Annotated in this window: 24 protein-coding genes; 12 read left to right on the forward strand and 12 right to left on the reverse strand. The window is 66.7% G+C overall.

The genetic code is table 11. The features are described from left to right. Positions 1-98 precede the first annotated feature (98 nt). From B9C43_RS40845 to B9C43_RS40855, 3 genes are read left to right on the forward strand one after another with little or no spacing between them, the layout of a single operon-like run. Positions 99-458, forward strand: a complete 360-nt coding sequence (locus tag B9C43_RS40845) for a YciI family protein (protein WP_084432833.1) — start codon at positions 99-101, stop codon at positions 456-458. Beyond that, the gene (locus B9C43_RS40850) at positions 455-1,636 is read left to right on the forward strand and encodes an RNA polymerase sigma factor (protein ID WP_084432834.1); all 1,182 of its coding nucleotides are present in this window, start codon (positions 455-457) and stop codon (positions 1,634-1,636) included. Before B9C43_RS40845 ends, B9C43_RS40850 begins: the two co-directional genes overlap by 4 nt. A gap of 10 nt (positions 1,637-1,646) precedes the next feature. Beyond that, on the forward strand, positions 1,647-2,063 hold the full coding sequence (locus B9C43_RS40855; protein WP_084432835.1) for a CoA-binding protein: 417 nt from the start codon (positions 1,647-1,649) through the stop codon (positions 2,061-2,063). Here the strand turns inward: B9C43_RS40855 and B9C43_RS40860 are convergent. From B9C43_RS40860 to B9C43_RS40875, 4 genes are all read right to left on the reverse strand, one after another. After that, on the reverse strand, positions 2,060-4,321 hold the full coding sequence (locus tag B9C43_RS40860) for an ATP-binding cassette domain-containing protein (protein ID WP_084432836.1): 2,262 nt from the start codon (positions 4,319-4,321) through the stop codon (positions 2,060-2,062). The two genes, B9C43_RS40855 and B9C43_RS40860, sit on opposite strands and share 4 nt — an antisense overlap. A gap of 139 nt (positions 4,322-4,460) precedes the next feature. After that, entirely contained in the window at positions 4,461-5,489 is a 1,029-nt protein-coding gene (locus B9C43_RS40865) for an NlpC/P60 family protein (RefSeq protein WP_033389293.1), read from the reverse strand. A gap of 191 nt (positions 5,490-5,680) precedes the next feature. Beyond that, entirely contained in the window at positions 5,681-6,583 is a 903-nt protein-coding gene (locus B9C43_RS40870) for a shikimate dehydrogenase family protein (protein ID WP_200825921.1), read from the reverse strand. A 114-nt stretch (positions 6,584-6,697) separates the two neighbouring features. Beyond that, entirely contained in the window at positions 6,698-7,207 is a 510-nt protein-coding gene (locus B9C43_RS40875) for an alpha/beta fold hydrolase (protein ID WP_235039141.1), read from the reverse strand. 134 nt (positions 7,208-7,341) lie between these two features. On the opposite strand from B9C43_RS40875, the gene B9C43_RS40880 reads away from it, so the two are divergent. After that, the gene (locus B9C43_RS40880) at positions 7,342-7,710 is read left to right on the forward strand and encodes a recombinase family protein (RefSeq protein WP_033389290.1); all 369 of its coding nucleotides are present in this window, start codon (positions 7,342-7,344) and stop codon (positions 7,708-7,710) included. Here B9C43_RS40880 and B9C43_RS40885 read toward each other — a convergent pair. The 4 genes from B9C43_RS40885 to B9C43_RS40900 all read right to left on the reverse strand — a co-directional run bounded on the left by B9C43_RS40885 (position 7,707) and on the right by B9C43_RS40900 (position 11,123). Further along, on the reverse strand, positions 7,707-8,510 hold the full coding sequence (locus tag B9C43_RS40885) for a thioesterase family protein (protein WP_084432839.1): 804 nt from the start codon (positions 8,508-8,510) through the stop codon (positions 7,707-7,709). The genes B9C43_RS40880 and B9C43_RS40885 overlap by 4 nt on opposite strands. A gap of 140 nt (positions 8,511-8,650) precedes the next feature. Next, entirely contained in the window at positions 8,651-9,880 is a 1,230-nt protein-coding gene (locus B9C43_RS40890) for a sensor histidine kinase (protein WP_084432840.1), read from the reverse strand. Then, positions 9,877-10,557, reverse strand: a complete 681-nt coding sequence (gene cseB, locus B9C43_RS40895) for a two-component system response regulator CseB (RefSeq protein ID WP_033389288.1) — start codon at positions 10,555-10,557, stop codon at positions 9,877-9,879. The genes B9C43_RS40890 and cseB overlap by 4 nt, the downstream gene beginning before the upstream one ends. Next, positions 10,557-11,123 carry a hypothetical protein gene (locus tag B9C43_RS40900; RefSeq protein ID WP_084432841.1) on the reverse strand — a complete coding sequence of 189 codons (567 nt, stop codon included), beginning with the start codon at positions 11,121-11,123 and terminating at the stop codon, positions 10,557-10,559. Before B9C43_RS40900 ends, cseB begins: the two co-directional genes overlap by 1 nt. A 174-nt stretch (positions 11,124-11,297) precedes the next feature. On the opposite strand from B9C43_RS40900, the gene B9C43_RS40905 reads away from it, so the two are divergent. Genes B9C43_RS40905 through B9C43_RS40925 form a run of 5 tightly spaced genes read left to right on the forward strand, consistent with a single transcriptional unit; the run spans position 11,298 to position 14,246 of the window. After that, positions 11,298-12,038: a polysaccharide deacetylase family protein gene (locus B9C43_RS40905; protein WP_084432842.1), complete on the forward strand. Its 741-nt coding sequence runs from the start codon at positions 11,298-11,300 to the stop codon at positions 12,036-12,038. Positions 12,039-12,043: 5 nt separating this feature from the next. After that, on the forward strand, positions 12,044-13,243 hold the full coding sequence (locus tag B9C43_RS40910; RefSeq protein ID WP_084432843.1) for an LCP family protein: 1,200 nt from the start codon (positions 12,044-12,046) through the stop codon (positions 13,241-13,243). A gap of 7 nt (positions 13,244-13,250) precedes the next feature. Then, positions 13,251-13,583 carry a DUF6542 domain-containing protein gene (locus B9C43_RS40915; protein ID WP_084432844.1) on the forward strand — a complete coding sequence of 111 codons (333 nt, stop codon included), beginning with the start codon at positions 13,251-13,253 and terminating at the stop codon, positions 13,581-13,583. After that, the gene (locus tag B9C43_RS59735; RefSeq protein ID WP_268811611.1) at positions 13,580-14,008 is read left to right on the forward strand and encodes a winged helix-turn-helix transcriptional regulator; all 429 of its coding nucleotides are present in this window, start codon (positions 13,580-13,582) and stop codon (positions 14,006-14,008) included. The genes B9C43_RS40915 and B9C43_RS59735 overlap by 4 nt, the downstream gene beginning before the upstream one ends. Before the next feature lie 31 nt (positions 14,009-14,039). Beyond that, positions 14,040-14,246 (forward strand): heavy-metal-associated domain-containing protein, encoded by a 207-nt coding sequence (locus tag B9C43_RS40925; protein ID WP_033389285.1) that lies wholly within the window; start codon positions 14,040-14,042, stop codon positions 14,244-14,246. Here the strand turns inward: B9C43_RS40925 and B9C43_RS40930 are convergent, their stop codons facing one another. After that, on the reverse strand, positions 14,247-14,741 hold the full coding sequence (locus B9C43_RS40930; protein WP_084432846.1) for a MarR family winged helix-turn-helix transcriptional regulator: 495 nt from the start codon (positions 14,739-14,741) through the stop codon (positions 14,247-14,249). It lies immediately after the preceding gene. A gap of 71 nt (positions 14,742-14,812) precedes the next feature. Here B9C43_RS40930 and B9C43_RS40935 point away from each other — a divergent pair, with 71 nt between their 5' ends. Then, the gene (locus B9C43_RS40935) at positions 14,813-15,985 is read left to right on the forward strand and encodes an amidohydrolase family protein (protein WP_084432847.1); all 1,173 of its coding nucleotides are present in this window, start codon (positions 14,813-14,815) and stop codon (positions 15,983-15,985) included. On the opposite strand, the gene B9C43_RS40940 is transcribed toward B9C43_RS40935, so the two are convergent. Together B9C43_RS40940 and B9C43_RS40945 are read right to left on the reverse strand one after the other, a co-directional pair. Next, complete coding sequence (locus tag B9C43_RS40940) at positions 15,939-17,885, reverse strand: glycosyltransferase (protein WP_084432848.1); 1,947 nt, start codon at positions 17,883-17,885, stop codon at positions 15,939-15,941. The genes B9C43_RS40935 and B9C43_RS40940 overlap by 47 nt on opposite strands. Next, complete coding sequence (locus B9C43_RS40945) at positions 17,882-18,487, reverse strand: DUF998 domain-containing protein (RefSeq protein WP_143446951.1); 606 nt, start codon at positions 18,485-18,487, stop codon at positions 17,882-17,884. Before B9C43_RS40945 ends, B9C43_RS40940 begins: the two co-directional genes overlap by 4 nt. An 85-nt stretch (positions 18,488-18,572) precedes the next feature. Here B9C43_RS40945 and B9C43_RS40950 point away from each other — a divergent pair, with 85 nt between their 5' ends. After that, a complete protein-coding gene (locus tag B9C43_RS40950) occupies positions 18,573-19,265 on the forward strand; it encodes a response regulator transcription factor (protein WP_084432850.1) in 693 nt (230 codons plus the stop codon). 4 nt (positions 19,266-19,269) lie between these two features. After that, complete coding sequence (locus B9C43_RS40955) at positions 19,270-20,547, forward strand: sensor histidine kinase (protein WP_033389279.1); 1,278 nt, start codon at positions 19,270-19,272, stop codon at positions 20,545-20,547. On the opposite strand, the gene B9C43_RS40960 is transcribed toward B9C43_RS40955, so the two are convergent. Next, a complete protein-coding gene (locus B9C43_RS40960; protein WP_084432851.1) occupies positions 20,498-21,649 on the reverse strand; it encodes an alkaline phosphatase family protein in 1,152 nt (383 codons plus the stop codon). The two genes, B9C43_RS40955 and B9C43_RS40960, sit on opposite strands and share 50 nt — an antisense overlap. Between the last annotated feature and the right edge of the window lie 6 nt (positions 21,650-21,655).

Raw genomic sequence — 21,655 nt, forward strand, 5'->3', positions numbered from 1 at the left:
GATGTTTTTCCTCCCAGGTGTGAGTACCTTGCACCGGGGACGTAGAGACCAGCCGCTCGTTCTCGACATGTCTGGGAAGAAATTTCTGGGAGGCAGACGTGAAGTACCTGATCATGATCCAGATGAACCCGTCGGCCAGAGCGATGTGGGACGGGATGACCGAGGACCAGCACGCCGAGGGCTACCAGATCCACAAGGACATGGTGTCCAGGCTGGAGGCGTCGGGTGAGCTGGTCGTCTCCGAGGCGCTGGCCGACGTCTCGCTGAGCAAACGCCTGCACGTCAAGGACGGCGTGGTGACCACGACCGACGGGCCGTACGCCGAGGTCAAGGAGTATCTCGCGGGCTTCTACCTTGTGGACTGCGAGAACATCGACCGGGCGATCGAGCACGCGGCCAGGCTGCCCGAGGCCGCGTTGGGGCTGGTCGAGGTACGGCCGGTGATGGAGCTGCCGTGAACACGCTGCTCCGGGAGCTCGCGCCACAGGTGCTCGGTGCCTTGGTGCGCAAGTTCGGCGACTTCGACACGTGCGAGGACGCCGTCCAGGAGGCGTTGCTCGCAGCTTCCGTGCAATGGCCGGAGCAGGGCATGCCGGACAACCCGAAGAGCTGGCTGATCACGGTCGCCTCGCGACGCCGGATCGAGCTGTTGCGCAGCGACACCGCCCGTCAGCGTCGCGAAGAGACGGTCGCGGCGTTGGTGCCCGCCGATCCGGCGCTGGTGCCGGACGTGGACGACACCCTGACGTTGTTCCTGCTGTGCTGTCATCCGTCGCTGACCGAGGCTTCGCAGGTGGCCTTGACGCTGCGCGCGGTCGGCGGGCTGACCACGGCGGAGATCGCGCGGGCGTACCTGGTGCCGGAAGCGACCGTGGCGCAACGGATCAGCCGGGCCAAGCAGAAGATCAAGTCCGCCGGGTCGTCCTTCCACGTCGCAGGTGACGTCGAGACGGTACTGAAGGTTCTCTACTTGATCTTCAACGAGGGGTACACGGCCAGTTCGGGCGAGTCGTTGCACCGGGTGGAGCTCAGCAGCGAGGCGATCCGCCTGACCAGGCAGCTGCGGGCCCAGCTGCACGACCACGGCGAGGTCACCGGTCTGCTGGCGTTGATGCTGCTCACCGATGCCCGTCGGCCTGCCCGCACCCGGGCGGACGGGGCGCTGGTCCCGCTCGCCGAGCAGGACCGGGCGTTGTGGAATGCCGAGGCGATCGACGAGGGCGTGTCGTTGATCAGCTCGACCTTGTCCACCGCGGAGCTCGGCCCGTACCAGATCCAGGCCGCGATCGCCGCGGTGCACGCGGAGGCACGCAAGGTCGAGGACACCGACTGGCCGCAGATCCTGGCCCTCTACGACGTCCTCGACCGGCTCGCGCCCGGCCCGATGGTCACGCTCAACCGGATCGTCGCCGTCGCCATGGTGCACGGCCCTGCCGTGGCTTTGCAGCAGTTGTCCACCGCCGCACAGGACCCGGCTCTGGCCGATCACCACCGCGTGCACGCGGTCCGTGCGCATCTGCTTGACCTCGCAGGCGATGCGGACACCGCGCGCACCGAGTACGAGTTGGCCGCGCGCCGCACCCTGAGCCTGCCCGAGCAGCGTTACCTGCGCTCCCGTGCCGAGGCACTGGCGTAGATTCTGTTGTATGCAACCGTGGGCGCAGCCGGACGACATCCGGTGGATCCTGGAGAACTGCCACACCTGGGCGATCGTCGGCCTCGCCGACAACCCCGGCCGTGCCGCGCATGGTGTGGCGCGTTTCCTGCAGCAGAAGGGGAAACGCATCGTCCCGGTGCACCCGTCGGCGGAAACCGTGTGGGGTGAACAGGGTTACGCGACACTGGCCGACATCCCGTTCGCCGTCGACTGCGTGGACGTGTTCCGGCGCTCGTCGGAAGCCGGGCAATTCGCCGACCAGGCCGCGGGAATCGGCGCGAAAGCTGTCTGGTTCCAACTGGCGGTGATGGATCACGAAGCATTCGGCCGGGCAGGCGATGCCGGGCTGCGCATGGTGATGGATCGCTGCCCGGCCATCGAATGGCCTCGTTACGGCCCTGCTTAACTGACGTACTCCCGTAGGTGCCGCGCGGTCAGGGAATCGCTCGTCGTGATCAACTCCTCCGGAGTTCCCGTGAACACGATCCGGCCGCCGTCGTGGCCCGCACCCGGACCGAGGTCGATGATCCAGTCCGCGTGCGCCATCACCGCCTGGTGGTGCTCGATCACGATGACGGTGTTGCCGTCGTCGACCAGCCGGTCGAGCAGGCCGAGCAGTTGGTCGACGTCCGCGAGGTGCAGACCTGTCGTCGGTTCGTCCAGTACGTACGTGCTTGCCTTCTCCCCCATGTAGATCGCGAGCTTCAGACGCTGCCGTTCCCCACCGGACAATGTGGTCAGCGGCTGCCCGAGACCCACGTAGCCAAGTCCGACGTCCACCAGCCTGGTCAGGATGGATGCAGCCGGGCCGGTGGTGAAGAACTCCCGCGCCTCGCTCACCGACATGGCCAGGACCTCGCTGATGTCCTTGCCGTTCAGCTTGTACTCAAGCACTTTCGGTGTGAAGCGCTTGCCGTCGCACTCCTCGCACACCGACGCGACCCCCGCCATCATCGCCAGGTCGGTGTAGACCAGCCCGATGCCCTTGCACGTCGGGCACGCACCCTCGGAGTTCGCACTGAACAAGGCGGGTTTGACGCCGTTGGCCTTGGCGAAGGCGCTGCGGATCGGGTCGAGCAGACCGGTGTAGGTCGCCGGGTTGCTGCGCCGCGACCCGCGGATCGGTGACTGGTCGGCCACGCTCACGTCTTTGCGCGTCGAGACCGAGCCGTGGATCAACGAGCTCTTGCCCGAGCCCGCGACCCCGGTCACGACGGTCAGCACACCCAATGGGATGTCGACGCTGACGTCCTTGAGGTTGTGCAGGTTCGCACCGGTGACCGACAGCTGCCCCTTGGCCTGCCTGATGTTGGCCCGCAGCTTGACCTTGTGGTCGAGATAGCGGCCGGTCAACGTGCCTGAGGCGCGCAAGCCGGCCAGGTCACCCGCGTAACAGATCTGGCCGCCATTGGACCCCGCGCCGGGACCGAGGTCGACCACATGGTCGGCAACCGCGATCACCTCGGGCTTGTGCTCGACAACCAGTACCGTGTTCCCCTTGTCCCGCAGGCGAAGCAGCAGATCGTTCATCCGCTGGATGTCGTGCGGGTGCAGGCCGATCGTCGGCTCGTCGAAGACATACGTCACGTCGGTGAGACTGGAACCCAAGTGGCGCACCATTTTCACGCGCTGCGCCTCACCACCGGACAACGTGCCGGACTCCCGGTCGAGGCTCAGGTAACCCAGCCCGATCTCGACCAGTGAGTCGAGCGTCTCGCGCAATGTGCTCAGCAGGGGCGCCACCGACTCGTCGGTGATCCCCCTCACGAACTCGGCCAGCTCGTTGATCTGCATGGACGAGCAGTCCGCGATGTTGCGGCCGTCGATCTTCGACTCCAGCGCCGCCCGGTTGAGCCGAGTTCCCTCGCACAGGCCGCACGTGTCGAAGGTGACCGCGCGATCCACGAACGCCCGGACGTTCGACTGCATCGACTCGCGGTCCTTGGCCAGGTACAGCCGCTGCACCTTCACCACGAGACCTTCGTACGTGGTGTTCATCGTGCCGATCTTGACCTTGGTGGCCGGCTTGTACAGGAAGTCCTGCCACTCCTGCTCGGTGTAGTCGGCCAGCCGGACATCCGGGTTGACGAACCCGGACAACGCGAGCGTCTGCCAGTACCAACCGTCCACATTGAACCCGGGGACGGTGATCGCGCCCTCTCGCAGTGAAAGGGACTTGTCCACGAGCTCGTCGACATCGACGGCTGAGACCCGCCCCATGCCCTCGCACTCCGGGCACATCCCGTCGGGCAGGTTGAAACTGAACGCACTCGACGTGCCGACGTACGGATCTCCCAGGCGGGAGAACACAATCCGCAGCATCGTGTACGCGTCGGTCGCGGTGCCGACGGTCGAGCGGGAATTCGCCCCCATCCGCTCCTGGTCGACCACGATCGCCGCGCTGAGGTTGCGCAAGGCGTCCACGTCCGGCCGGCCGAGACTGGGCATGAACGACTGGATGAACGCGGTGTAGGTCTCGTTGATCAGCCGCTGCGACTCGGCCGCGATGGTGCCGAAGACCAGCGAGGACTTACCGGAGCCGGACACCCCGGTGAACACGCTGAGCCTGCGCTTGGGGATGTCGACCGAGACGTCCCGCAGATTGTTCTCGCGCGCGCCCCGGACCTGGATCAGGCCGTGGCTGTCCGCGATGAAGTCCCCCATACCGACCCTTCTGATTGCTTACGCCGTAAGGAGTCAGGGTAGCAGGAGTTTGTCAAGGCCGGAAAACCCGTGATGACCGCCCCCGGAACAGCAAAACGCCCCGCAGGCTGTCCAGCCGCGGGGCGCTTGGTGCCGTGGGTCAGCCGATGGGGCGCTTGGCTGCGAAGAAGTCCTTGCCGCCCTTCTCCATCGGCGCGGAGAGCACCGGGATGCCGTAGTCCGAGGCGTGCACGATCATGCCCCGGCCGATGTACATCGTCACGTGGTGGATGGTGGCCGCACTGGAGCCGTAGAACAGCAGGTCACCAGGCTGAAGCTCACTCTTGGACACCGGACGGCCGACCTTGTACTGCTCACGGCTGGTGCGCGGCAGCTTGTACCCGTGCTGCGCGTAGGCCCACATCATCAGGCCCGAGCAGTCGAAGACCGGCGGCTTGCTGCCGCCGAGCGCGTACCGGTCGCCGCGGCGGCTCAACGCCGAAGTCACGGCCTTGCCCGCGATGCCGTTGCCGGGGAAGTAAACGCCCTTGTCCAGCTCGCCCTGCAGGGCCGCGCGGTCGGCTGGGGACAGCTTGTCCAGCGAGGTGGTGATCTCGTTGATCTGCTTGTCCAGGTCGGCCTTCTTGGCCTTGATCTCGTCGGCCAGTTTCGCCGCGGCGTCACGGGCCTCGGTCGCGGTCTTCTGCGCGTCGGCGGCTTTCTTCTCCGCGTCCGCCGCCGCGGTCACCGCGCCGACGAGTTCCCTCAGTGCCGTGTTGTTGTCCGTGGCCAGCACGTTCAACGCCGACGAACGGGCCAGGAAGTCCTTGGCCGACGTGCCGGTCAGCAGGGCTGACAGCTTGTCGAACCGGGCGCCGCGGAACGAGGCCTGCGACAGCGCGTCGACCTGGCCGCGGAACGCGTCCTCTTTGACCTTCGCCTCGGCCTTCGTCTTGTTCGCCGCTTCGATGTCCTGGCCGGCCTTGGTGATCTCGGCCTGGCGTGCGTCGCGGTCCTCGACAGCCTTGAGGTAGTCCTCGTTGGCCTCCTTGGCCTGCGTGTTCAGCTCGCGGTACCGCTGCAGGGTCGGGGACTCCTGCTGTGCGTACGCCGGTACAGGCAGGACCGCGCCGACAAGTGTGATCACGGCGGAGGCCACCAGCGCCCCGCGCTTGAGTCTTCTCGACACGCGCGCGTGTCTCCTTCTGAAGTCGATCGAGCACCTGTTGGCCGTGACACGTCGGCCAAAGATCTCGGCAAGATTACGAAATCACTCAGCGTGAGTCCACAGTGGGTGCACGCGGTGCATTCCGTTGTTCGGTGACCACCATCAAAGGCCTGGTCACGCCCCGTTCCGCAAAAGGTGGTGACCGTTGCCGGCTACCGCAAAGCGCCCGCTGCCGCCGACAGCTCGGTCATCTTCTCCGGCGTCAGCTCGACGTGGAACACCGTCGCGATCACCTGCGCCCACCCGTGGATGAAGTACCGCCAGCCGTCGACGATCGTCAGGTTGTCGGCGGCTTGCCGGTCGCGGGCGATGTCCAGGAACTCCAGGGTTCCGCGGTAGTTGATCTCCCAGACCAGCGAGCCGGACGGGAAGCAGCAGTGCTCGGAGATGGGCGCTCCCGGGGTGTCCTTGCCCATGCCGGTCGCGTTCACGACCAGGCTGCCCGGCGGCATCAGCTCGATCAGCCCGTCCGCGGGACCGGTGACCTCCAGAGTGTCCAGATGGGACGTGGAGATCCCGGCGCGCCGGAGCATCGCGCGCAATGCCGCGAGTTTCCGCCTTGAGGTGTCGGTGCAGAAGATCCGCTCGGGCCGGTCCGGCCGGTGCATCAGGTACCACACGATCGCGGTGCCGGCGCCGCCCGTGCCGAGGCACAGCAGCTCGCCGCCGGTGCGGTGGAAGTGGCCAGCCGGGAGGAACTCCTCCATCGCAAGGCCCGCGGTGACCGCGTCGAGCGCGTGCCCGACCAACCGTCCGTCCTTTTTGGACACCGATGAGATCTCACGGAACCGTTGCGCGTCCGCGTCAACCTCGTCGAAGAGGTCCGCCGCCGCGTTGTAGACCGCGATCTTGTGCGTGGTGATCAGCGCGCCCGGCATCGACGCGTCGTCGGCGATCCGCTTGATGACGTCCCGGTACTGCTCACGGCCTGCGTCGAGCGGTAAGTCGAACCCGGTCAGCTTGCGGGTCGGCAAGCCGAGAATCTCCGCCCACTGCGGGAAGACCCGCCGGATCGACGACTCGCCGGTGCTGACGCCGACGAACCCCATGCTCACCGCTCGACCTCCTCGAACCACGGCTCCAGGCGCCGGTGGGCGTCCGGGAACTCCGTGTGCCGCCTGCGAAGCCCGAAGTCGGCTGTGCACGCGTCAGTCACACAAGGAAGATAGTCAACCGCCCAGGAATTCGTCGATCAACGCATTCACCTCATCAGGGTTCTCCAGCCCCGCCAGGTGTGCGGTCTCAGCCAGGACACCGAATCGCGCACCGGGGATCGCGTCGGCCATCGCCTTGGTCTCCGCGACAGGCCGCGGCGCCGGCGATCCGGTGCAGTTCATCAGCACCGCGCTGATCACGCGGGAGGGGTAGTGCGCGGCGAGCGTCCCGCCGATCATGCCGCCCCACGAATTGCCGACGAAGTGTGCGCGTTCCGCCCCGATTCCGTCGAGGATCTGGGTTACGCAGTGCGCGCACTCGTCGAAAGTGAACAGGTCGGTCAGTGGCTCACTGCGGCCGTGCCCGGGCGGGTCGACCAACACCACTTGGTACCTGTCGGCGAAGTGCGCCTGCTGCGCCGACCACATCGAGCCGTCCATCAACAGGCTCGGCCAGAACACGATCGGAGTACCCGATCCGCTCGCCTGGACGTGTAACCGGCCCAGGTCGGTGGTGATGTGCACAGCTCAAGGGTGCGCCGTCGGCCAGGCGGTGACAGCCAAGATGTTCTGCCCGCAATTTTCCTTTGTGAGCTGCGTCATGGAGTGCAAATTGCAGCGTCTCCCCTGCACAAACGCCGCAACACCTGGAGCGCATCGTGACCATCCGTGACCGTGTCGTCCCTGTCGGGCAAACTTTGCGGGTTCACGTCCTTTCAGGTGCTGTCAAGAACGTCGGCAAACCGCGGGTCTACGGCTACGTGTGGGGTCCGACGGACAGCACTGTCCACTCCGAGAACCAGGATCTGCTCACCGCGTGGACCTTCGAGCAGGGCTGGCTGCTGAGCAAGGTGTTCCACGACGACCATCCCGGGTTCGGCCCGGGCATGACCCAACTGCTGGAAGCACTGCGGACCACCGACGTGCACGCCGTCGTCGTCCCGATCAGAGACAGGTACGCCAGGGCCATCGCCCGCCGGATCGAGCGTTCCGGGACGTCGTGCCTCGTCGTTCCGCAGAACCGCTAGCTCCTCGGCACGCGGACAGCAGCGAACTGGTTGGCCTGAGCGACAACACGTCCGCTGCTGTCCCACGCGAACGCGGCCTCGTCCATCCGGTTGTTGGTCACGTCGTTGGCGTGCATACGGATCCGGACAGGTCCAGGGGCGGGCAACCGCCTGATGTACGCCGACATCTGCAAAGTCGGCGCCCACCCGGGCGCACCGAGTTCGAACGACACCGGCGGAACCGGATCCAGCGCCACGAGCAGGCTCAACGGATCCCAGTCCGACCCGTCGGCCAGCCGTTGCCACGTGCAGATCGAGCCCTGTTTGGCCGGCTCGCCCATGGCCCAGCCGAGTGCCGCCGGGTCGATGCGGGCTTCCACCACGTCGAGGATCGGGACTTCGAACGTGCCACCGGGCGGCTTGCCGGAGAACCGGAAACTGTCTTGCTCAGCGAGCATCTCCGGCGGCTCGACCCGGGTCCACCACGGGTCGTCCTCGGTCAGCGTGCCCTGGGTGACCAACGCTTCCACGCACGGCTTGCCGTTCTGCGTCAGCCTGGCCCGCAGCTGCGTCATCGTCCGGCTGGCCTGCAGGAACTCGACGTGGATGGTGGCCGGGCCGGGGTCCGGTGCCATCGGGAACGAACCGCTGATCGCCGTCAGGTGCGGGTGCTCAGCGAGTTCAGCCGCCGCACGGGCGACCACGGCGAGCAGGTAGCCGCCGTGCAGCTTCGTGCCGACGCTCCACTGTGCGTCCAGGTCGGCCGTGAACACGCCGTCACCGGCCGCCTCGATCGCCGTGGCCTCTTTGAATGACCCCATGCCTCACCCTGACAGCCGCAACTAGGCAGTGTCAAGATTCGGCGCGGTTCTGCACTGGCTGGGCCGGCCGCCGAGGACGACCAGAACGCTCTTGCCCGCCCCTGTTCGACGAACTGCTGAAGCCCTTTGAGAAACACGACTTACACGGGGCTGTCCGGGAGTGAAAGGGTCACCAACGCTCCGCCGTCCTCGGCGTTGGCGAACGTCAACGTGCCGTCGAGGACCTTCACCTGGGCGACAGCGATCGTCAGGCCCAAGCCGTGGCCGCTGCCGCGATCGCTGCTGCCGGTGCGGAACCGGCTCGGGCCGTCCCGCAGCAACTCCTCCGAAAACCCTGGGCCGTGGTCACGGACCTGCACCGACAAACCGTCCACCGTCACCTCGATCGGTGGCTCGCCGTGCTTCGAAGCATTCACCAGGAGGTTCACCAACACGCGTTCCAACCGGCGAGGATCCGTCCGGACCGGACGCTCGTCAACCACGGAGACAACAGCCTCCGGCGCCACGCCCGCGACCCTGCGACGGACGAACGAGCCCAAAGCCAACTCGGACAACTCGGCCCGTTCAGTCGCCGTGTCCAGCCGGGCGACCTCCAAGATGTCCTCGACCAGCACCCGCAACACCCGCACCCGGTCCCGGACCAGCTCAGCAGGCCGGGAAGCAGGCAACAACTCCGCTGCCGTAACCAAACCAGTCACCGGTGTACGCAACTCGTGCGCGATGTCCGCGGTCACTCGTTGCTCAGCGACAAGGCGTTCCTGCAAAGCATCGGCCATCCCGTCGATGGCCTGTGCCAACTCCGCCGCCTCGTCCCGAGGCCGGTCCCGGATCACGTCACGGACCCGGGCAGTCATGTCCCCGTCAGCCACCCGACGCGCAGCACCCGCGGCAAGGCGCAAACGCCGGGACAACCGCGAAACGAGCAGCACACCAAGCACGGAACTCAAGACGACAACAGCAACGGACCCGATCAACAAGACCTGGTCCAGACGGCTCAACGCCTCATCCCGATCGGAATACGGGCTCTGCAGCGACAAGACCTTCCCGTCCGTCTCCGCGGCCGCCCAGATCCACGAACCCTCAGGTGTCCGTTGCAAATACGTCGCCCGGTGCCCGCCCCGGACCGCGGCGAGCAGTTCCGGCGGAAGGTTCGGTGAGTCCATCTCGCTACCGAGCGCCGCCTGCCCGGACAAGGCATACTCGCGCACCACCAACTGGATCCGTTGGTCCTGCAGCTGGCGCGCATCGGTCAGCTGGGTCTGCGCGAACTCTGTCCGCACGAGCAGGCTCAGCGCCGTCGCCACCAAGGCGCTGACCACGGCGATCGCCGCGCTCAGCCGCCAGCGCATCGAGGTGGGCACCAGCTTCATGAGCCGGTCTTCAGCTTGTACCCGAAGCCCCGCACCGTCTCGATCCGGTCCTGGCCCACCTTCGCGCGCAGCCGCTGCACGTGGACGTCGACCACGCGTGAGTCGCCGCCCCACTGGTAGTCCCAGACTTGCTCCAGCAGGATGTCACGGGTCAGCACGCTGCCCGGTGAGTCCACAAAGCACAGCAGCAGCCGCAGTTCCGTCGGCGTCAGCTCGACGGGCTGGCCGCCCACCCGCACCTCAAGGCCGTTGCGGTGCACCTCGAGATCACCGAACCGCAGCGGCTGCTCCCCGTTCACGGCTTCCGCGCGGCTCATCCGGCGGACCACCGCCCGGATCCGCGCGACCAGCACCGTGCTGTCGAAGGGCTTGGTCACGTAGTCGTCTGCGCCCGCTTCCAGGCCGAGCACCACGTCGATCGGGTCCGCCCTGGCCGACATCATGATCACCGGGGTCGGGCTTTCCTCCCTGATCTGCCTGCACAGGCTGACCCCGTTCATCCCGGGCAGCATCAGGTCCAGCAGCGCCACGTCCGGTGCCAGCGACCGGAACTTCTCCAGTCCGGTGATCCCGTCTTCGGCCACCGTCACGGTGAAGCCGTCGCGCTCCAGCGACAGCTGGGTCGCTTCCCTGATCACCGGGTCGTCTTCGACCAGCAGGATGTGGGTCTGGTTCATCACTTGATTCGCTCGAACATCGTGCCAGTCCATTGGTAGAGCTTGGTGATCCGCTGTGACGGACAGCATGAGGGGTCGTTCGACCGGTACTCCCAGTTGGTCACCTGCACCACACCGTCGTCCTGGTCGAGGATGATGCCCGGTTCTTCAAGCGCGAGCAGGTCGACCGGCGGGTTGGCCACCACGTTGTACACGTAGTTGGCGAGCGTGCCGGTGAAACGCGTGGAGTCGAGCGCCTTGCCCAACGCGGGCGGGGCATCACAATACGTGACCGTCACGAGCAACTCGGCCACGCCATCGCCGGTCAGGTCGACGTAGCGGGAGTCCACCGGGAAGCGGCCGGTCTGCGGGCACGGCGCCAGCTGGCTCTTGATCTTGTCGTTGACCTTGGGGTCCGTCCGCAGCAGCGCGACCGGGTCGAACGACGGCGTCACGCCACTCGGCTGTGGCGGTGTCGACGGCGGCGGCTTGACCTGGCTGGCGACGCCTTCCACGCGTACCCCGCCCGCGGTGGCGCAGCCGGTCAGCAGCGCGAGACAGCACAGCCCCAGTGCCAGTCGCCGCATTCGGCCCTCCTTCGTCACTCCATTCTGCCGAGGCCCGCTAGACCGGCCACCCGGCTGTTACAAGGCCGCCGAGATTCTGCGGGCGGGCTGTTACACGACCGCCGGACTACCGCCGAAAAGCGTCCCTAACTTCGAAGGAGATCACGTTGTGTCAACGTCGGGGAGTCAGGGGCCATGCTCGAGCGTCTCAAACCGTTCCGGTATGTGGCGTTGGCGGTGCTCGCGCTGCTGATCGCCGCGATCTACCTCGTGCTGTCCGACGAACAGCCGAAGCCACAGGCCAAGGCCACCTCGACGACCACCCTGAACACGATGAACCTCCGGCCCGCGCCCAAGATCGGCCCGGCCCAGCTGGTCTACAAGGTCGACACGGCCGACAAGGTCGTCTTCCTGACCATCGACGACGGCGCGCACCGCGACCCGGCCATGGCCGACATCCTCAAGCGCAACGGCGTCAAGGCCACGTTCTTCCTCACCAACTCCTACGTCCAGCGCGATGTGGACTTCTTCCGCAAGCTGCGTGACGACACCGGCTCGGTGATCGAGAACCACACCCAGACGCACACGAACCTCAAGGGCAAGCCGCTCGACCAGCAGGAGAACGAGATCGTGCCGGTCTCCGACACGTACGCCCGCGAGTTCGGCCGGCGGCCCACGCTGTTCCGCGCGCCGTACGGCAACAGCGACGCCGTGACCTTGCAGGCCGCTGGTGAGGCCGGCGCCAAGTACGTCGTGAACTGGGGTTCGGAGATCAAAAACGGCCAGATCGTCTTCAGCGGCCCGCGCGAGTTCCGGCCCGGCTCGATCGTGCTCATGCACTTCACCGCGAACTTCGAGAAAGACGTGACGGCCTTCCTCAACCAGGCCCGTGCCAACGGCCTGACGCCCGCACTACTGACGGACTACTTGCGATGAGAACCATGAAGATCCTGTCGATCCTCACCAAGGGACTGGTCGCGACCGTCTCGTTGGCGGTGCTCGCGGTGACCGCGACCGGCTGGTGGACCTACCGGACCGCGACGACGAACCTGGCCACGGACGACGTGATCGTCCCGGACACGCCGCAACCGAGCACCAGTGGTGCGCCGACGCCGTTGCGGCAACCGCCGCAGGACACCACGATCCTGTTGGTCGGTATGGACAGCCGCACAGACGCGCAGGGCAACCCGTTGTCTCCCGAGTTGCGCGCCCAGCTGCAGGCAGGCAACTCGACTGGTGAGCAGAACACCGACACGATGATCGTGATCCACGTTCCGGCGGATCCGACGAAGAAGGCGTGGGGCCTGTCGCTGCCGCGTGATTCCTATGTGAACATCGCGGGCGGGTTCGGCATGCACAAGCTCAACTCCGCGTACGCACGAGGGAAGAACGCCAAGGCCAACCAGCTGCGCAACCAGGGCGCCGATCAGGCCACTGTGGACCGTGAGTCGACAACGGCGGGCAGGCGCAACCTGATCGCCACGATCAACAACCTGACCGGGCTGCACATCGACCACTACGCCGAGATCAACCTGCTCGGGTTCAGCGAGATCACCAACGCGGTCGGCGGTGTCCCGGTCTGCTTGAACGAGCCCGTGCGCGACTCGTACTCGGGCGCGAACTTCCCGGCGGGGCAACAGACTCTGCAGGGTGTGGACGCGCTGAAGTTCGTCCGCCAGCGGCACGGCCTGACCAACGGCGACCTGGATCGGGTCCGTCGCCAGCAGGCGTTCCTGGCGGGCTTGGCCAACCGGATGTTCAGCGCGGGCACGCTCACCGACCCGGCCAAGATCACCGATCTTGTCAACGCGTTGACCAAGGCCGTTGTCCTGGACAAGGGCTGGGACCTGGTGTCGTTCGCACAGCAGCTCGGGGACCTGAGCGCGGGCAACATCCAGTTCCAGACCATCCCGACCGGTCGGATCAACCTCGCCACGCCGTCGGACGGCAGCGCGGTCGAGGTCAACCCCGGCCAGGTCCGCGACTTCGTCCAGGACCTGCTTGACCCGCCGGTACAGCAGCAACAACAGCAGCAAGACAACCCGGATTCGACGAAGATCCAGGCGCAGAAACAGGAAAGGGTGCAGAAGATTGCCAGTGTCGAGCCCATCAACGCCGGTGCGATTCCCTGTGTGGACTAGGGTTCCGATGGTCCCGGGGTGGCTGGCGGTGCTCGGACCGGGTGCCATCGCTATCGGTGGCCTGATCTTGGGCGGCGTCTACTTCCCGCTGTCGATCATCGTCGGTTGTGTTCTCGCCGCCGTGCTCGCCGAGCGGTCCGCGTTCTTCGCCGTCGCGGTCCAGCCTCCGCTGATCACCGCGGCCACGGTGGCTGGGGCTGTGATCCTTGGTGAGCCTTTGCTTGACGGCGCGACGCAGTTGGCTGAGACGTTCCCGTACCTGGGCGGGACGATCGTGGCCGTCCTGGTGATCTTGGCGTTGCGATCGCGCGCCACCACACGCATGGAGAAAGCCATGTGAGCCAATCGGGAAGCTCACTCGCAAGGGAAGACCGTCGCGTTCCGCCTCGCGGCGGTCTTTCCACGTCTCAGGCGTTGACCACCAGGACGGCTTTTCCGTCGATTCCGCGTTCGGACAGGGAAGGTCGGACAGGATCTTCAGGTCCGCACCGACTCCGGGGCCCGACGCATCCGACCATCACGGTCACGGTGGAGTACTCGCTCACCCCGTTGGGCAGCACGCTCGTGCCCGTGGTCGCCGCGGTCAAGGCCTGGGCCGAAGCCAACGTCGAGCAGGTTCGTGCCGCGGCCGCGAGCCAAGAGAGGCCGTTGGGTGGCGGCGCGGAGACCGCCGCGCTCGTCGCCGAGCGCGGCGTCGTCGTAGCAGCAGAAAAAGTTCCAGTGATCGAGAGCACCTTGCCCACCCCCTACCCCCAGGGGGTATAAAGTCCGGGTAGGCCGAAAGGGGATCTGGAACATGTCACAGTCGACATACACGGTTGAGGGAATGACCTGCAGCCACTGCGTCAGCTCGGTGACCGAGGAGGTCGGGCAGATCGCCGGCGTTCAGAACGTCGACGTCGACCTGGCCACCGGCAAAGTGACTGTCACCAGCGACACGGACCTGAGCATCGACGACGTCCGCGCCGCGGTGACCGAAGCCGGCTACCAGCTCGCGAGCTAGCTAGTACTCCGTTTCCAGGGCCAGCAGCACTTCGCGCAACGCGTCGGCTGCGGCCCTGGAAGTGTGTTCGGGCACGTTCTTCAACAGCTGCCGCTGCGCCTCCGATGTCAGCCGGACGGCTTCCTCGGCGACCTGGCTTCCTTGCCGCGTCAGCTGAACCCACGAGCTGCGCGCGTCATCCTCGTCCGCCGCGCGGGAAATCAACTCGGCCTCGGTCAGCCGGCGCAGCACATTGCTCGTCCCGCCGGACGAAAGCCATAGCCGCGCAGCGAGTTCCGTCGGCTTGAGCCGGTACGGCTTGCCGGACGCCCGCAACACCGCGAGCACATCGAACTCCGCTTTCGTCAGCTTGAGTTTGCCCAGTACCCGGCTCGCGGCCTCGTTGAGCCGCATGTGCAGCAGCCCTGCTCGCTTGCCGAGCTCGAGTTCGATCCCGACGACGTCCGGAAGTTCCGAACGCCACGCCGCGACGACCCCGTCGACCAGGTCACCCATGTCCGAAAGGCTACCTTGCGCCCAGAAAGCTTTCGCGATAGCTTTTCGAAAAGCTTTCTGCGGAGGTAATCATGAGCCTGGTGTTCAAGCGCGGCTACGTCCTCGGTCACGGCATCGCGGACGTGCTCATCGAAAACGGCACCATCCAGGCGATCGGCGACAACCTGGACGGCAAACGCGCGATCAACGCGTCCGGCAAGCTGATCGTCCCCGGCTTCGTCGACACCCACCGGCACATGGCGCAGGCACCGCTGCGCGGGTTGGGCCCGGACATGCCCCTCGGCTACTACCTGGAGCGGGTCGTCCAGCACATCGGCGCGAGCATGACGGTCCTGGACGTGCGCAACAGCCTGAAACTGGCCGCTGCCGAGGCGATGAACGCCGGTGTGACAACGGTGTTGGACTGGAGTGCGGTGTCCGCGCCTGACCAGGTCGACGCGGCGATCGAGGTGCTGGGCCAGACCGGGTTACGTGTCGTGTTCGGCCACAGCAACCCGGACGACATGCGGCCCGAAGCGGACGCGGTCGCCTCACTGGGCCCGGACTACCTGCCGGTGGACGTCGTCGCGCGGCACATCGGGCTCGCGCGGGAACGCGGCTTGATCACCTCGATGCATGTCGGCGGTCAGCACGGCGGAGGAGTCCGCAAGCTGCACGACGCCGGTCTGCTCGGCCCTGACGTGCATTTCGTGCACGGCAACCGCCTTGAGGACGACGAGTTCAAGATGCTCGTCGACTACGGCTGCACGCTGACAGTCACGCCGGTCACCGAGCTGCTGATGGGCCACGGCGACCTGGCGTACCGGCGGTTCGCCGAGGCGGGCGGGCAGCCCGCGCTCGGCGTCGACGTCGAAATCGGCAACGTGCCGGACATGTTCAGCGAGATGCGTGCCGGGTTGATGGCCGAGCGCGCCAGGGGAACGCTCGAAGCGCGGGAAATGCTGAAGGCCGCGACCATCAACGGCGCCAAGGCGATCGGCCTCGGCGACGCCATCGGTTCGCTGGAAGCCGGCAAGCGCGCCGACATCGTCCTGCTGACCGGCCTCGAGCACCTGTTCGGGGAAGACCCGGCGGTGATCGAGGGCGCGGTGGTCACCAGCGTGGGGACCGAGGATGTCCACACTGTCCTGATCGACGGCACAGTGGTCAAACTGGACGGTGTGCTGGTCGATCACGATCTGCGGGAGCTGCGGGAGCTCACGCTGCGGATCGCACGGCGGACACTGGCTGCGGCTGCGGGCTGACTCCCGCTGCCTGGTAGTACACGTCCTCGAAAGTCGACAGGGTCCGGCCGATGTCGTGCGACTCGATCATCTCGCGACTGGCCCGGCCCATCGCGGCCGTCACCGCGGGGTCACGGAAGACCTCGTCGATCGCCGCGGCCAGGACCGCCACATTCCCCGGCGGGAAACGGAATCCGTTGACACCGGGATCCACCAGGTGCGGCAAGGCCATCGCATCCGCCGCGACAACGGGCAATCCGGCCGCCATGGCCTCCATTGTGGCCAGGCTCTGCAGTTCGGCCGTGCCCGGCATGCAGAACAAGTCGGCACGCTGGTAGGCGCGGACAAGCTCCTCATCGGACACGAAGCCGAGGAACTCGACCCGATCGCTGACCTTGAGGCTGTCCGCGAGCGCGGACAGCTTCCCCCGGCACGAGCCGTCGCCGACGATCTCGGCACGGACGTGCGGCAGCCGGGCGACCGCTTTGATCAGCTCGTCGACGTTCTTCTCCTCGTCGAGCCTGCCGACGAACAGCACCTGCTTGCCGTTGGTCTTCCGTGCCGGATAGTGGTCGAGGTCGATACCGCAGGAGATCGCCCGTGGCGAGCCAGGCAAACCGTTGGCGGTCAACAACTCCACCGCGCGAGGAGTCGGTGCGGTGACCAGCTCGGCGTCCCGGAAGACCTTGACCAGGTCACGCCACGCCCAACGGACCGCCGCCGTACGCAGGGGTTTGGGGATCGGCACGTACCCGAGGAGGTTCTCCGGCATGAAGTGATTGGTCGCGATCACCGGGATCCCGTGCTTCTGCGCTGCCCGCAGAACCGCTCGCCCGACCGGGAAGTGCGACTGGACGTGCACGACATCCGGCTGGATGCGCTGGATCAGCTCCTCAGCTTCGCGCGCGGCCTGCCACGGCAAGGAAATCCGGAACGTCGGGTGGAACGGAGTTCGTTTCGACGTCACGGGGTGGATTGTGATCTCCCGGTCGTCGACTGGTACGGCGTGTTGTGGGCAGGCGACGTGCACGTCGTGGCCGCGTTCCGCCAGCCCGTGCGCTAGTCGCCCGGCGAAGTTGGCGGCGCCGTTGATATCGGGCGGGAACGTGTCCGCGCCGATCAGGATCCGCAGCCGGTCATTGCCTTTTTTCGGGATCACAGTCTCCTCCTTGGGTACGGGATCTTTGGCCAGCGCGATCACGCCGACCACGGACAGCAGGGCGAACACAGCCAAGGCGAAGGCTTGGGCAGGTGAGAAAAGCGCGGCTTCGCCGTAGACCCACAGGCCGACAGCGACTGCCGTGAAGGGGTCGAGCACGGTCGTGCTGGCGATCACGGTCGCGGTCGAGCCGACCGCGTAGGCCCGGTGCACGAGCCAGCCGCCGATCAGGATCAGTGCGATCGACTCGGCACCGAGGACCAGCGAGAAGTCCACAGTGGCCGCTCGGATGAGGGCCGAGCCGAGCCCGAACATGACCGCCGCGGAACTCGCCAGCAGCAGACAGTTGCGCACGGCCAAGGCGACGCAGGCGAAGCCGAACGCGCCGAGCACGAACAGCTGGATGTCTCCGGTTTGGACACCGGACATGTCGGCACCGGTTGTCGAGGCGACCAACACGAACCCGGCCGTGCCGACACCGACCAGGATCACGGCCAGCACATTGCCCCGGCCGGTGAGCAGAACCGTCAGCACAAGACTGAGCACACCGATCGGCTGAACGATCACCAGCGGTGCCAACCACAACGCGACGATGTGCAGCCCCGCGCCGAGAACCGCGAACGAGGTGCCGATCAGCCAGCGGCGCGATCGCACCACCCGCAGGGAGAACCCGCTTTCCTGGACCGCGCCGTGCTGCATGGCGACCGACAGGGCGAAACAGCACGCGGCCACGACGGCGAGAAACACAGCGAGAGCGATCATCGGGCAGCCCTCCGGATGGTCAGCGCGAGCACGATGACCAGCGCGACTTCAGCGGTCAACGCGAACCGTTCGAGCAGTCCCTGCGGCAGCCACTGGACGAACTGGGCCACGCCGAACGAGGCGGCCGTCAGCACACCGACCACAGCGACCCCGCGAAGCCGCCCGGCCGTCACCATCCACACAGGATGATCGCGCAGTGACCTGGCCAACAGCCAGCAGGCCACCGGAAGAGAGGTAAGGAAGACCGCACCGCCGAACCGGTGAATCTCGCCCGCGACCGTGGACACGTCGACACTCGGGTTGCCGGGGAAGATCGCGACCAGCGTGAGGCCGAGGAACCACAGTCCGAACAGGACCTTCACTCCGGCCGAATGCGGGACTCCCGCCCTGGTCAGGCCGGTCGTGACGGCGAAGCCACCGGCCATCAACAGCAGCACTGACACCACGAACGCGACCCCGTTGTAGTACACGTAGTCGCTGACCGGGTCGAAGATCGGGCTGACCTGCTGGACCAGGTCGATGTTCAGGTACGCGACGACGAGCATCGCGCCTGCCGCCATGGTCACGGCGATCCGGCTCAGGTGCAGGGCTGCTGGGGTCACGAAAACCACGCTAGGAAGTCCAAGGCAAACGGATGGTTATCTCGGGTTACCGGAAGGCTGTCGTTGAGTCGCTAGTGTGAGATTTGTGGCGAGACTGCTGCTTGTGGAGGACGACCGGACCATCGGCGAGGCGCTGGACTCGAGCCTGCGGCTGCACGGCTACGAGGTCTGCTGGACGCGCGCCGGTGCGATGGCGCTGCACGAGGCCCAGCGAACCGCGTTCGACCTGGTTCTGCTGGATCTGGGCCTGCCTGACCTCGACGGGGTCGAGGTGTGCCGCAGGCTGCGTTCGATGCAGCCGCAGACAGTGCTGGTGATCGTGACCGCGCGCCAGGACGAGATGGACGTCGTGGTCGGCCTGGAGGCGGGCGCGGACGATTACCTGGTCAAGCCCGTCCGGCTGGGCGAACTGCTGGCCCGGGTGCGCGCGCACCTGCGGCGTGGGCCGTCCAGTGCACGTCAGATGATCTCAGTGGGTGAACTGGTGGTGGACACCGCCAGCCGTCAGGTGACCGTGGCCGGGCAGGAGGTCGCGTTGCGTGCCAAGGAATTCGACCTGCTGGCCCGCTTGGCCGACGCGGTCGGCTCAGCGGTCAGCCGGGACACGTTGATGACCGAAGTGTGGGACGCACACTGGTACGGCTCGACCAAGACTCTCGACGTCCACATCGCGGCGCTGCGGCGAAAACTTGCCGCCGTCGCACCGACACCGGAGCAGGCGCCCCGCATCTCCACGTTGCGCGGCCACGGCTACCGGCTGGAACGCCCGGCGAGGTGAGCTGATGCGCAAACGAATAGTCATGCTGGCGACAATGGCGGCGGTGGTCGCCACCACGCTGTTCGGCGTGCCACTCGGCGTGTTCGTCGCCCGGTACTACTGGGACGACGAACGCACCGAACTCGAGCGGGTCGCCACCGCGGCAGCCCTGGCCGTAGCCAACGATTTGTCCGGTTCGCCCCGGTTGCCGGTGGTGCCCACCGACACCACCATCGGCCTCTACACCCCCACCGGCGAACTGCGCGCAGGCAGCGGCCCGATCCTGGCGGATCGCGCGGTGCGACGCGCCACCAGCGGCGAGATCGAGGAGACAGACGCGGAGGACACCATCGTGGTGGCGATTCCGATCATGGACGAAGGCCGCCTGCTGGGTGTCATGCGAGCGATGAAGTCGCACAAGTCAGCCACGATCCGCACGGCGTTCACCTTGCTGACCATGCTCGGAAGCGCGGTGCTCGCGGTCGCCCTGACGTGGTTGCTGGCCCGCCGCATGGCCGCCCGGCTCGCCCGCCCGCTGGAAGACTTGTCGGCGACAGCGAAGGTGTTGGGAGAAGGCGACTTCACGGTCCGAACGGGGCGCAGCGGCGTTCCTGAGATCGACTCGGTGGGAACAACGTTGAACACCACGGCACAGCGCATCGGGGAAACCCTGGACCGGGAACGGGCCTTCTCCGCGAACGCCTCGCACCAGTTGCGGACACCGATCGCCGGGTTGCGGCTGCAGCTGGAGGGAGCGCTTGAGTCCCCGGGCGACCCACGGCCCGCCATCAGCAAGGGCATCGCCGCCGTCGACCGTCTGGAGAGGACAGTCAACGATCTGCTGACGCTGACCCGGGACTTGAACTCCACGCCAGTGGCGGATCTGGGTGCGCTGCTTGACGACGTCGAGACAACCTGGCGGGAGCCGTTGGCCTCGTCGGGGCGTTCCCTGGAGATCAACGTGCACGGAGCTCCCGCACCCCGGGCGGCCGAGGCCGGCGTCCGGCAGATCTTGAACGTCCTGGTGGACAACGCATACACCCACGGCTCAGGCACAGTGCGGGTGAGTGCCCGGGACGCCGGCGGCGCACTGGCCATCGATGTCTCCGATGAGGGCGCCGGTGTCCGGCCCGGCGTGGACGTCTTCACCAAACGCGTCAACGTCCACAACGGACACGGCATCGGCTTGGCGTTGGCACGCAGCCTGGCCGAGGCCGACGGCGGACGGCTCATGCACCGGGACGGCTCGACGTTTACGCTGCTGTTGCCGTCAGCAATGGAATCAGCTGATCATCCGCGGTGAGCGAGCCGTGCTGGCCGCTCAGCAACGACAACCTTGGCTCCACTTTGGACCGAGTGATCACCGTACTGCCCTGTGCCGCAACGACCAGGTCACCGATCCGGCCCCGCGCGTAGTCCGCCACGCTCGGCCCGAACCACCCGGCGGTGATGGCCTCGTCCCTGGTCAGCATCCAGGCACGATCGCCGACAAGCGAGCCCCACGCAGCCTGAACATCCAGTAGCGCACCAGGTTCGGTGTACACGTGCCGGACCCGCGGCTCACCGCCGAGCATCCGGACACCCTCGCGAAGTTCCGGTTTCACGTCGAAGTCGATGCGATCGTCGTCCCCGATCGACACCATGCCGTGGTCAGCGGTGACGACAAGCATTCCGTCCGGCGGCAGTTCCTCGGCGATTGTCTCCGCCAGCCGATCGATCTGCCGCAACTGGAACCGCCATGCCTTGCTGCCGGGCCCGAAGACGTGCCCGAGCAAGTCCAGTTCGGAGTGATACGCGTAGCAAAACGCCCGATCACCGGCCGACAACGCCTCGATAGCGCTCGTGGCCAGGTCACCAAGCGCCAGCACGCCACCGAACTCGCCGCCGCGGAACGCCGCCCGGGTCAGGCCGCTGCCTTCGAAAACCCGTTGAGTCGCCAGTCGAACATGCACGCCGTCGTCCGACGCGCGTTGAAACAACGTTTCCACCGGCTGGAACTCCTCGGGCACGTACTTCTCCCGGAAGTCCTCGTTGCGCCCGGCGCCGTGTAATCCCCAGCTCAACGCGTTGATCAGTTCGTCGTCCGAGGCGGCGAAGGAATATCCGACGATGCCATGGGTGCCGGAAGGCACGCCTGTGCCGATCGTGGTCAGGCTGGTCGCCGTTGTCGCCGGGAAACCGGCGGTGATCTCGTTGCCCGCCAGGCTGTTGAGGAACGGCGCGTCCTTGGGATGAGCCTTCAGCTGCGGCCAGCCGAGTCCGTCGACCAGTAGCAGGCAGACCTTTCTCGCCGCAGGCAACGGCACCGTCGCGGACAGGCCGGGCACGCCGAGGCCCGCCATGATCGACGGGACCACGTCGGACAGTGCGCCCGCGCCGTAGTTCGGTACCAAAGGCGACGCCATGATCCC

Source organism: Kibdelosporangium aridum, assembly GCF_900176515.1.
Lineage (GTDB): Bacteria > Actinomycetota > Actinomycetes > Mycobacteriales > Pseudonocardiaceae > Kibdelosporangium > Kibdelosporangium aridum.